This is a genomic window from Burkholderia sp. AU33803, from assembly GCF_002223095.1.
Lineage (GTDB): Bacteria > Pseudomonadota > Gammaproteobacteria > Burkholderiales > Burkholderiaceae > Burkholderia.
On record NZ_NKFJ01000003.1, the window covers coordinates 132403 to 144452 of the forward strand.

Here is a 12050-nt window from a genome sequence, read left to right on the forward strand (position 1 = left end):
GGTTCGGGGTCGTCGATGGAAGAATTGCTGCCGTATTACGAGCGCGAATTATCGTTTTTGCGGCGCTATTCGCGAGATTTCGCCGAACGCTATCCGAAGATCGCGGCGCGGCTCGCGCTGTCGGGCGAGCATTGCGAGGATCCGCACGTCGAGCGGATGATCGAGTCGTTCGCGCTGCTCGGCGCGCGCATCAACAAGAAGCTCGACGACGATTACCCGGAATTTACCGAAGCGCTGCTGGAAGTGCTGTATCCGCACTACCTGCGGCCGTTCCCGTCGTGCTCGATCGCGCAGTTCACGCCCGCGTCGCCCGGCCAGCAGACCGAACCGGTCGTGATCGATCGCGGCACCGAGCTGAAGAGCCGCCCGATCCGCGGCGTGCAGTGCCGGTTCCGCACCGCCTATGACGTGACGCTCGCGCCGATCCGCATCTCGGAAGCACGCTTTACGCCGGTCGCGCTCGCGCCGAGTGCGACGGTGCTGCCGTCGAATGCGACCGGCGTGATCTCGATCACGTTCGAATCGCTCGCCGCGCAGCTCGATCTCGGCGCGCTGAAGCTGCCGACGCTGCGCGCGCACCTGCACGGCGAGCAGTCGTTCGTCGCCGCGCTGACCGACTGCCTGTTCGTCAACGTGCTCGGCGCGTATGTCGAGCCTGAGCGCAACGGCCGCTGGACCGCGCTGCGCAAGCTGCCGATCGCACACGCCGGCTTCGACGAGGACGACGCGCTGATCGACTACCCGGCGAAATCGCATCCCGCGTATCGCCTGCTTACCGAATACTTCGCGTTCCCCGACAAGTTCGATTTCGTCGACTTCGACATCGCGGCGATCGCGCGCGCGAGCGGCCGCTGCCAGCGCGCGACGCTGCATCTCGTGCTGCAGGACGTGCGCAGCGATTCGCACGTCGCGCGGCTGCTCGAACTGCTGACGGCGAGCCACTTCCGGCTGTTCTGCACGCCGATCGTCAACCTGTTCCGCCAGCACGGCGAACCGATCCGCATCACGCACCGCGCGGTGTCCTACCCGGTGATCGCCGAGGCGCGGCGCGCGTTCGCGTACGAGGTATATTCGATCGATTCGGTGAAGCTCGTGAGGCAGCAGGCGCACGAGGAGTCGGTGATCGAGTTCCGGCCGTTCTACTCGCTGCATCACGGCGAATCGGCGCGGATCGGCCATTACTGGTTCGCGCGCCGCAACGACTGGGTCGCGCAGAAGAGCCCCGGCTACGAAACCGAGATCTCGATCGTCGACATCGATTTCGAGCCGACGTCGCCGCAGACCGACACGCTGAGCCTCGACCTCACCTGCACGAACCGCGACCTGCCGGCGATGCTCGCGTTCGGGCTCGAAGGCGGCGACCTGTTCCAGGAAGGCGGCGCGCAGACGAGCGGCATTTCGCTGCTGCGCCGCCCGACGCAGAGCGTGCGCTTCGAGCGCGGCCGCGCCGCGCACTGGCGGCTCGTGTCGCACCTCGCGCTCAATCACGTGTCGCTGGTCGCGCACGGCCTCGCGCCGTTGAAGGAAATGCTGACGCTGTACGACCTGCGGCGCACCGCCGTGTCGATGCGCCAGATCGACGGCCTGGCCGGTATCGAGCAGCGCGGCGCCGTGCAGTGGCTGCCCGGCAAGCCGTTCGCGACGTTCGTGCGCGGCATCGAGATCCGCCTGACGATCGACGAGGAACACTTCGTCGGCGCGAGCCTGGCCTCGTTCGTGCGTGTGCTCGACAGCTTCTTCGGGCTGTACGTGCACCTCAACAGTTTCGTTCAATTGGTCGTCGTGTCGAAGCGCACCGGCGAGGAGATCATCCGATGCAAGCCCCGAACCGGCGAATCGATCCTGGCGTAGTCGACGCGCTGCTCGACGAACCGCACCGCTTCGAGTTCTTCCAGGCGGTGCGCGTGCTCGAAGGGCTGTTCGCGCGGCAGGCGTCGGACGCGCCCGGCGCGTGGCGGCAGGGCGACGTGGTCGCGCAGCGCATCGAATTCCGCAATACGTTGTCGCTCGGCTTTCCGCCGAGCGAGATCGAAGGCGCGCGTTCGTTCGATGACGACGGCACCCACCTCGACACGGGCGAGGCGCGCGGCGCCGCGCTCGCGGCCGGTGAGCTCGGCCACGTCGAGCTGACGCCCGCGTTCTTCGGGCTGCTCGGCGGGCAAGGCGCGCTGCCGCTGCATTACACCGAGCAGATCGTCGCGCGCGAGCACCTGAAGCGCGACCATGCGGCGCGCGCGTTCTTCGACGTGTTCTCGAACCGCGCGACCGCGCTGTTCTACGCCGCGTGGAAGAAATACCGGCTGCCGTTCCATTACGAGCTCGATCGTGACGAACGCTATCTGCCGCTGCTGCTCGCGATCGCGGGCGTGCCGAGCGACGAGGTGCGCGACAGCCTCGCGGCCGGCGTGGGCGGCGTGCTCGACGAGGCCGTGGCCGGCTATGCGCTCGCCGCGCGGCACCGGCCGATGTCGGCCGCCTACCTGCAGCGCACGCTGTCCGACTATTTCCGCGTGCCGGTGAAGATCGACCAGTTCGTCGGCAAGTGGTACGACGTGCCGCCCGACCAACTGAGCGTGCTCGGCGAAGTCAACGCGGTGCTCGGCGCGACGGCGCTCGTCGGCGAACGCGTGTGGCAGCGCGACATGCGCGCGCGGATCGTCGTCGGCCCGCTGTCCAAGCGCGACTACGAGGCGTTCCTGCCCGGCGGCGCGCACGCCATCGCACTGGAGCGGATGCTGACGCTGCTCGCCGGCGTCACGCTCGAATACGAAGTGAAGCTCGTGCTCAAGCGCACCGAAGTCGGCGCGAGCGTGCTCGGCGCGGGCTCGCGGCTCGGCTGGGACGCGTTCCTCTGCACGCGCGACGCGATAGCGGACCGCTCCGACGCACGCTATGAACTGCACGTGATTCACTGATTCCGAACGACAACAAACACGCAATCGAACCTGAGACTGAGATCGACGCCATGAGCACGCCTCTGAAGACCCTGATCACGAAACTGAACCCGCTGTGCCGCCACGCGACCGAGCGTGCGGCGAGCGCGTGCCTGGCGCGCGGCCACTACGAGGTCGATCTCGAGCACCTGTTCCTCGCGTTGCTCGACGAAGCGACGGGCGACCTGCCGCTCGCCCTGCGCGCGAGCCGCGTCGATCCGCACGCGCTGCACGCCGATCTCGAGCGCGAACTGACGCGCCTGAAGACGGGCAATACGCGCACGCCGGTGTTCTCCGTGCACCTGATCGCGCTGTTCGAACAGGCCTGGCTGATCGCGTCGCTCGACTCGCAGCTCGGCCGCATCCGTTCGGGGCACCTGCTGCTCGCGCTGCTGACCGCGCCCGATCTCGCGCAGTTCGCGCAGCGGATGTCGTCGCAGTTCGCGGAAATGAACGTGACGGACCTGAAGCACAAGTTCGACGAGATCATGGCCGGCTCGAGCGAAGCCGAACCGCGTCAGGCGGACGACGAAGGCAGCGACGTCGCGCCGGCCGCCGACGGCTTCGCCCCTGCGGCCGGCCCGTCGAAGACGCCCGCGCTCGACACGTACACGACCAACCTCACGCAGCGCGCACGCGACGGCAAGATCGACCCGGTGATCGGCCGCGAAGCCGAGATCCGCCAGGCGATCGACATCCTGATGCGCCGCCGCCAGAACAACCCGATCATGACCGGCGAGGCCGGCGTCGGCAAAACGGCGGTCGTCGAGGGGCTCGCGCTGCGCATCGCGGCCGACGACGTGCCGCCGCCGCTGCGCGGCGTCGCGCTGCACGTGCTCGACATGGGGCTGCTGCAGGCCGGCGCGAGCGTGAAGGGCGAGTTCGAGAACCGCCTGAAGAGCGTGATCGACGAGGTGAAGAAGAGCGCGCATCCGATCATCCTGTTCATCGACGAGGCGCACACGATCATCGGCGCGGGCGGCCAGGCTGGCCAGAACGACGCGGCGAACCTGCTGAAGCCGGCGCTCGCGCGCGGCGAGTTGCGCACGATCGCCGCGACGACGTGGAGCGAATACAAGAAGTACTTCGAGAAGGATGCGGCGCTCGCGCGGCGCTTCCAGGTCGTGAAGGTCGAGGAGCCGAGCGAGCCGCTCGCGGCCGCGATGCTGCGCGGGATGTCCGGCCTGATGGAGAAGCACTTCAACGTGCGGATCCTCGACGACGCGATCACCGAGGCCGTGCGCCTGTCGCACCGCTACATCAGCGGCCGCCAGTTGCCGGACAAGGCGATCAGCGTGCTCGACACCGCGTGCGCGAAGGTCGCGCTCGCGCACAGCGCGACGCCGGCGGCGATCGACGACACGAAGAAGCGCATCGAGCGGATCGACGCGGAGATCGCGTCGCTGGAGCGCGAGGCAGCGGGCGGCGCGTCGCACGACGAGCGGCTCGGCGAGCTGCGCGGCACGCGCGACACGGCGCTCGAACAACTGGCGAAGGACGAGGCGCGCTATGAAGCCGAGCGCGCGATCGTCGCCGAGATCACCGAACTGCGCGAAGCGCTCGACAAGGCACGCGGCCCGTCGGAAGACGGCCAGCCGGTCGACGTGCAGGCCACCCGCGACACGCTCGCCGAACGCGTCGCGGCGCTGCACGCACTGCAGGGCGGCGAGCCGATGGTGCCGCTGCAGGTCGACGGCCACGTGGTGGCCGAGATCGTCGCCGCGTGGACGGGCATTCCGCTTGGCCGGATGGTGAAGGACGAGATCGACACCGTGATGAACCTGCAGCCGCTGCTCGCCGCGCGCGTGATCGGCCAGGATCACGCGCTGGAAGCGATCGCGCAGCGCGTGCGCACCGCGACCGCGAGCCTCGAGGATCCGAACAAGCCGCGCGGCGTGTTCATGTTCGTCGGGCCGTCGGGCGTCGGCAAGACCGAGACGGCGCTCGCGCTGGCCGACATCCTGTACGGCGGCGAGCGCAAGATGGTCACGATCAACATGAGCGAGTACCAGGAAGCGCACAGCGTGTCGGGCCTGAAGGGCTCGCCGCCGGGCTACGTCGGCTACGGCGAAGGTGGCGTGCTGACCGAGGCCGTGCGCCGCAACCCGTATTCCGTCGTTCTGCTCGACGAGGTCGAGAAGGCGCACCCCGACGTGCTCGAGATGTTCTTCCAGGTGTTCGACAAGGGTGCAATGGACGATGCGGAAGGCCGCGAGATCGACTTCCGCAACACGCTGATCATCCTGACGTCGAACGTCGGTTCCGCCGCGGTGATGCAGGCGTGCCTGAACAAGCCGGCCGAGGAGCTGCCCGATCCGGACGCGCTCGCCGAGACGCTGCGCCCGCAGCTGTACAAGACCTTCAAGCCCGCGTTCCTCGGGCGGATGAAGGTCGTGCCGTACTACCCGATTTCCGACGACGTGCTGGCCGAGATCATCGAGCTGAAGCTCGAGCGGATCCGCCGCCGGATCGAGGCGAACCACAAGGCCGTGTTCGAATGGGACGAGTCGCTCGTCGAGGCGGTGCTCGCGCGCTGCACCGAGGTCGATTCGGGCGCCCGCAACGTCGACCACATCCTGAACGGCACGCTGCTTCCGGAGATCGCGGGCCACGTGCTCGGCCGGATCGCCGACGGCGAGGCCATCGCGCGCATCGCGGTGCGCGCGGACGAGGCCGGCGAATTCACGTACACCGTCGAATGAGCGCGGCCGAGCAACGCAAGCATTTGATGAACTGACCGAACCATGCCGATCAATCTCCCCGAGCTGCTGACGCCGATCAGCGATGCGTCGCCCAGCGGCGACGACCTGCTGTTTTCGAACGAATTCGACGCGATCCAGGATGCGCGGCGCTACGACGATCCGACGCTCGACCAGGGCGAGTGGGTGACCGAGATCAAGGAGGCCGACTGGGGCTTCGTGGTCGACCATGCGGGCGAGCTGCTGCGCACGCGCACGAAGGACCTGCGGCTCGCCGTGTGGCTGACCGAGGCGCTCGCGCTCGAGGACGGCATCACCGGCCTCACCGAAGGCTATGCGCTGCTCGAGGGCCTGTGCCGCGACTTCTGGGACACCGTGCACCCGCTGCCCGAGGACGGCGATACCGAGCACCGGCTCGGCAACGTCGCGTGGTTGTCCGGCCGCACGGCCGAGCTGCTGCGCGCGGTGCCGATGACGGACGGCGCGTCGAATGCGTTCAGCACGCTCGACTGGGAAGTGGCGCAGCACGTCGCGCAGGCCATCAAGCGCGACCCCGAACACGCGGACGACATCGCGCGCGGCAAGCCGTCGATCGAGCAGATCGATTCGTCGCGGCGCGTGACGTCGATCGCGTTCTACACCGCGTTGCTCGCGAACCTGAAGGCGTTCGAGTTCGCGCTCGATGCGTTCGAGGAACGGCTCGTCGAGCGCGCGGGCGATTCGGCGCCGAGCTTCCGGCAGGCGCGCGACGCGTTCGAGACCGTGTACCGGCTCGCCGAGCGCTTTGCGCGCGAGCAGGGCTATACGGGCAGCGCGCCGCACACGCAGGCGGCACAGCAGGCGCAGCCCGAGCGCATCGAGCCGGTGTTCGGCAACCCGATCCAGACGGAGGAGACTCACGTGCAGCCGCAGCCCGTTCCGCGCGCCCCGGTGACGCAGATGATCGCCGGCATCCAGAACCGTGCGCAGGCCGTCGACCAGTTGCGCGCGGTCGCCCGTTACTTCCGCCAGACCGAGCCGCACAGCCCGGTCGCGTATCTCGCGGACAAGGCCGCCGAATGGGCCGACATGCCGCTGCACAAGTGGCTCGAGAGCGTCGTGAAGGACGACGGCTCGCTGTCGCATATTCGTGAGTTGCTGGGCGTGAGGCCGGACGAGCAGTCGTGAAGACGATGGGGTGGCGGCGCGCGTGACGCGTGCCCGGACGCCGTCGTGCGGTGAGAGAAGGGCTCTTTCCTGAGAGCGTGGACCTGGGCGGGTCCGCGGCAAACAAGAAGATGAGTGACGCATGAACATGACAGAACTGGCGCAGGCGATTCGCGGTGGCCTGATTCAGCAGGATCGCCTGCTGAAGACGGACATCCCGTCGCTGCCGGACCATGCGCTCGTACCGCGCCGGGCCATGACCCGTTCCGAACTGGGGCGCGATTTCAGCGTGACGCTCGATCTCGTGTCCACCGCGAGCGACGTCGAGCTCAAGACGCTGATCGCGCAGCCGATGACGCTGTGGATCCAGCAGGTGGACCGGTCGTATCTCCCGATCAACGGCTACGTCCATACGGCGCGCCGGCTCGGCACGGACGGCAGCCTGTCGGGCTACCAGCTCACCTTTGCGTCGTGGATGCACTTCCTCAAGTTCCGCAACGACATGCGGTACTGGCAGGACAAGCCGGTCGACGCGATATTGGCCGACGTGTTCGATACGCATCCACAGGCCAAGGGGCGCTATCAGTTTGCGCTGTCGAAGCCGCTGCCGTCGCGGTCCTACTGTCGCCAGAGCGAAACCGACTGGAACTTCGTGCATCGCCTGATGGAAGACGAAGGGCTGTTCGGGTTCTGGCGGCACGCCGAGGACGGCGGCGCGCACACGCTCGTCATCACCGACGACCTGCACGCGCTCGACGAAGTGTCGCCGAATATCGTCCGGTTCGACCGCTCGGGAGCCGGGAGCGAAGCCACCGGATTCACGCAGTGGGCCGCGTCGCGCACCTTGCAGAGTTCGCAGCACACCACGCGCACGTTCGATTACAAATCGCCGTCGACGCCCGGCAATCCGAACGGCACGACGTTGCCCACGAAGGCCGGCCAGGGCGATCTGCCGGGCCAGACGGAGATCTACGAATACACCGGTGCATACACGTACGCGGGGCAGGACCGCGGCGAGCATCTGTCGAAGATCCGCCTCGAGGAATGGGAGTCGCGCGCGAAACGCTTCTTCGGCGTGGGCGGCGTGCGGGGGATCGACGCGGGGCGGCGCTTCACGCTGGCGGACCATCCCGAGCACGACCGCGATTCGGCGCAGGACCGGGAATTTGCGGCCTTGAAGGTGTCGCGGTACATCGAGAACAACCTGCCGATCTCGGACCACGAAGCGAACTTCCCGCACAGCCTGCAGGCGCGGCTTGCGCAGGCGAAAGCCGGGCACGGTGCGGCGGCCGCGTTCGAAGTGGGCCATGACGACGGTTCGGCCGGGTTCTATCTCGTCGAGGTCGAAGCGCAACGCGCGGCGGTGCCGTATCGCAGCCCGTTCGAACACAAGAAGCCCGTGATGCAGCTCGAGACGGCCGTCGTCGTCGGGCCGAAGGGCGAAGAGGTGTATACGGACGAGCTGAACCGCATCAAGGTCATGTTCGTCTGGGACCGGCAGAACGGGGGCACCGAAACCGCATCGTGCTGGATGCGTGTCGTGCAGTCGGATACCGGCGGCGGCTACGGCGCCGTCCATATTCCGCGGGTCGGCGAGGAAGTGCTGATCGGTTACATCGGTGGGGACTGCGACCGGCCGATCGTCATGCATCGCGTCTACAACGGGGCAACCAAGCCGCAGTGGCATAGCGACGGCATCCTGTCGGGCTTCCGGTCGAAGGAGTACGCGGGGTCGGGGCACAACGAGATGGTGCTCGACGACGCGACCGGCCAGAACCGTGCACGCCTGTTCAGCAGCAGTGCGAATTCGCTATTGCATCTCGGCTACCTGATCGAGCAGAACGGCAACACGCGGGGTGCGTATCTCGGCTCGGGGTTCGACTTGCGCACCGATGCGTATGGTGCCGTGCGTGCCGGGCAGGGGCTGTACGTCACGACGCATCCGAAAGCGGCGAATAGCCAGCCGCTCGATGCGAGCGAGGCGCGGGACCAACTCACCGATGCAGACGGGCTACTGGAAGCGATGTCGCAGGCCAGTGAAATGCATCAGGCCGAAAGCCTCGGCCCCGGTCACGACGCATTGAAGCAGTTCGCCGATGCGACGAAGAACAGCGTGACGGGGGCATCGTCGGGCGGCAGGACGTCGGGCGGCGGGACGGGTGATGCGAATGCGTTCAAGGAGCCGGTGATGCTGTTCGCGAGCCCGGCGGGGATCGGCGTGTCGTCGCAGCAGAGCGCGCACGTGGCAGCGGACCGGCACGTGAACCTTGTCAGCGGTCAAAGCACGCATCTCGCGAGCGGCAAGTCGCTGGTGGCGAGCGTCAAGGACAAGCTCAGCCTGTTCGTGCAGAACGCGGGCATGAAGCTCTTTGCCGGCAAGGGGCCGGTCGAGATTCAGGCACACAGCGACAACGTCGAGATGATTGCGCAGAAGGCGATCAAGGTGTTATCCGCGACGGCATCGATCGAAGGCGTCGCGAAGCAGGAGATCCTGCTGACGGCGGGCGGCGCGTATGTCCGGATCAAGGACGGCAACATCGAGATCCACGCACCGGGCCAGATCGACGTGAAGGGCGGGCAGCATGCATTCAGCGGGCCGACGAGCATGCACAAGACGTTCAAGGCCGAAGGCCGCAAGGCGGACATGCGGATTCGCTATGTCGACGCCGACGGCAACGTGCCGCACGGGGAGCCGATCAAGTTCGCGACCGAGGACGGGACCGAACATAGCGTCGCGCTCGACGCGGAAGGCCGGGCGGAATTGAAGAACATCGATTTTGACGAGTTCGTTGCGAGCCAGGTCAAACGGACGGGAGAGTGAAATGGGCAGGCCGCTTGTTGAGCATAATGTTTGCATTGATTTGCCGGGGGAGGCAGTGAGCTGCCGGGCCGAGACGGATCTGACGGTGCTATTGCGCAAGCATCGAGACGTGGTGTTCGACATCAAGCTTCATGCCGGCGCGACGTATACCGTCTCGACGACGCATCCCGATCGACCGACCGGGCGCTTTTATGACACGAAGCGGAAGGTGAATACCGGTGAGACGACGTTCAAGGACGGGGAGTCGTGTCACATCTGGATCGGCCGCAATTTCGAGGGGAGCCTGATTCTCAAGCAGGGCCAAAAGGTGCTGGGGCGCTACCCGATCAGCAAGATGGACTATACGAACAGTTGTACGGACGATCCGAAGGATAAGCCGGCGCCGATGTTCATTACCCTGCATGACGATCAGAAATTCGTCAGTGACCTTCTTGCATTGAGCGAAATCCCCGAGCTGTCGCAACGCCCTGTTTCACCGCTATTGGCGAGTGGGTTTGAACAGGCAAAGGCACGTCTGGACGAACAAAAATTCAACTCGGCTTTGGGTCAAGCTCGTCGCGCAGCTTCGGCCCCAGTACCGTATTCCGAAGCCAAGGTCGAAGTGCCGACTGAAGGATTGCCGGCAATTCATGCGTTCAAAATCAAGCAAACTTCCGGGCCGGAGGTGCCTCCGGAGCTTACGGGTTTTTTCAAGAGTGGTGCAGACGCATACAAGTGGGATCCGTTCAATACGTTGTCCCGGAATTTTTTGCTCAGTCAAATTCCTGGTTTCTTCGGATATATGACCGATACGATATGGAAGGGGCCACTTAAGGGGTTTTGGAATCGAACATTCATCATTCAGAGGGATTTGAGTGGGGAATTCACTTTGATATTTTCGACGGCCGCCAAAGAGACAAAAATCGTCGGTTATCTGCTCGGCGTATATAAAACGGTTTCCACGGACGTCAAGGTAATGACGATCGCTGGAGGAACCGGATCGTTGGCTGCAACCAAGCTTGCTGCGAAAGGGGCCGCAAAAGCTTCGGTTTTACCGACGACGGCGACGGGTAAGGCGTTGGGCGTGACGATCGCGATGGACTATATGGCATGGCTGCACGATTATGAACCGTCAGCTGATGGTGGGCCGCCAAGGAGAGATTTGGGGAAACTCTTTGCATCTGTCATCTCGGACACGTCTCAAATGTGGATGACAACATACATTACGACGTGGATCATCTCATTGCTGTTTGCGGGAGGAGCGGTCCTTGCGGGTGGCGCGGTGGTCGGAGCTTCCATAGGCACAATTGCGCTCGGAACTGTCGCGCTAATTGTGATTGTGGGCTATGCCGTGGCGGTCATGTTCAATGTTGTGAAGTTCAATGACCATATCACGGAGTTATATCATCTTATTGGTAGTCAGTTGGAGAAGAAGTTGCCTGGAGATTACGGAAATTCCTATTCGCAGTCATCGTGGCAAGTGTTTCCGCTTGGAGCAACGCCATGAAACCCGTTTTGATGCAAAGTCCTGGTGATGCGAAGTCGAGCGGCAGAACTCGAATTGATGATCATCCACTGGCCGCCAAAATCGGTCTGGTAATTGGAGTGATCCCGATCATTATATATTGGCATGCATTTAACGGATTTTGGTCGTCCAGGTTGCCTTGGATCATTGCCTTGGTGTTGGAGATCGGGTGTCCCCTGTTTTTGTATGTGCATTACCTTCTGAATCGAAGAGCCAGGCGATTGATTTGGGAGGGGGTTGCAGTGTGTGTCGGGTTTGTCCCGACGTGGATGCTGCTCGGCTCGTACTGGTTGTTTTATTTTTGTTTTGCGCCGATGTCGGTTGCAATTCGTGCGATTGCACTTTTGATGTGCTTGGTGGTGGTGGCAACCTGGGCCTGGTTGTCGTGGGCTGCTTTTGCTCGGGAAAATGATCGACTTGGATTGCTTAAGCAGCTCTTCAAGGATGAAGGCGATTGTATCGTGTATCCGGACGAGTCCGATTCCGTTATTGGAAAACTGGACGGGCCGGGGAAGTCGATTGCGGTCCCGTATTGGCTGGTTTCGGTGGTCGGTCCGATACTTATCGGATATTCCATGTTGTCGGCCCGGCTTTTTGAAGGAAATGGTGGGCCGCACGGGATGTTTATTATCCTGTCGGCGATAGGGCTTCCTATTACTTGCTGGTTATTGACGAAATTCTTTGTGCGATTCGCTTATTTTCATATTTATCTCGCTATCAAGCTGGAGCGAAAAACCGGGAAGAAGGTCGTTCTTGGCTCGTGAACGTCGATCGCCTGATAGAACCTGATTCTGCGTCACTCGTGTGGCGGGTATATCGATCGCTTGACGGCAAGAAATGCCGTGAAAGAGGGGCGTTGTCGGTGATGTCTTTCGCCGCATCGTTTGGGGGGCACGCTTTTGACGAGGACATCGGTCCCCATGTGTTGTGTATCGCTTTTTCGCTTC

Annotated in this window: 7 protein-coding genes; all 7 read left to right on the plus strand. The window is 64.3% G+C overall.

Going from position 1 to position 12050, the window contains the following annotated elements; all coding sequences use genetic code 11:
- Positions 1–15 precede the first annotated feature (15 nt).
- The 7 genes from tssF to CFB41_RS02075 all read left to right on the plus strand — a co-directional run bounded on the left by tssF (position 16) and on the right by CFB41_RS02075 (position 11867).
- The gene (gene tssF, locus CFB41_RS02045) at positions 16–1851 is read left to right on the plus strand and encodes a type VI secretion system baseplate subunit TssF (RefSeq protein WP_089455487.1); all 1836 of its coding nucleotides are present in this window, start codon (positions 16–18) and stop codon (positions 1849–1851) included.
- The gene (gene tssG / locus CFB41_RS02050) at positions 1815–2915 is read left to right on the plus strand and encodes a type VI secretion system baseplate subunit TssG (RefSeq protein ID WP_089455488.1); all 1101 of its coding nucleotides are present in this window, start codon (positions 1815–1817) and stop codon (positions 2913–2915) included. The genes tssF and tssG overlap by 37 nt, the downstream gene beginning before the upstream one ends.
- 50 nt (positions 2916–2965) lie before the next feature.
- Positions 2966–5635 carry a type VI secretion system ATPase TssH gene (gene tssH / locus CFB41_RS02055; RefSeq protein ID WP_089455489.1) on the plus strand — a complete coding sequence of 890 codons (2670 nt, stop codon included), beginning with the start codon at positions 2966–2968 and terminating at the stop codon, positions 5633–5635.
- A gap of 42 nt (positions 5636–5677) precedes the next feature.
- Positions 5678–6799 (plus strand): type VI secretion system protein TssA, encoded by a 1122-nt coding sequence (tssA, locus tag CFB41_RS02060; protein WP_089439100.1) that lies wholly within the window; start codon positions 5678–5680, stop codon positions 6797–6799.
- A 121-nt stretch (positions 6800–6920) separates the two neighbouring features.
- Positions 6921–9599: a type VI secretion system Vgr family protein gene (locus CFB41_RS02065; RefSeq protein ID WP_089455490.1), complete on the plus strand. Its 2679-nt coding sequence runs from the start codon at positions 6921–6923 to the stop codon at positions 9597–9599.
- Between the two features lies 1 nt (position 9600).
- A complete protein-coding gene (locus CFB41_RS02070; protein ID WP_256940833.1) occupies positions 9601–11085 on the plus strand; it encodes a hypothetical protein in 1485 nt (494 codons plus the stop codon).
- Positions 11082–11867: a hypothetical protein gene (locus tag CFB41_RS02075; RefSeq protein ID WP_089455491.1), complete on the plus strand. Its 786-nt coding sequence runs from the start codon at positions 11082–11084 to the stop codon at positions 11865–11867. The genes CFB41_RS02070 and CFB41_RS02075 overlap by 4 nt, the downstream gene beginning before the upstream one ends.
- Positions 11868–12050: the final 183 nt, after the last annotated feature.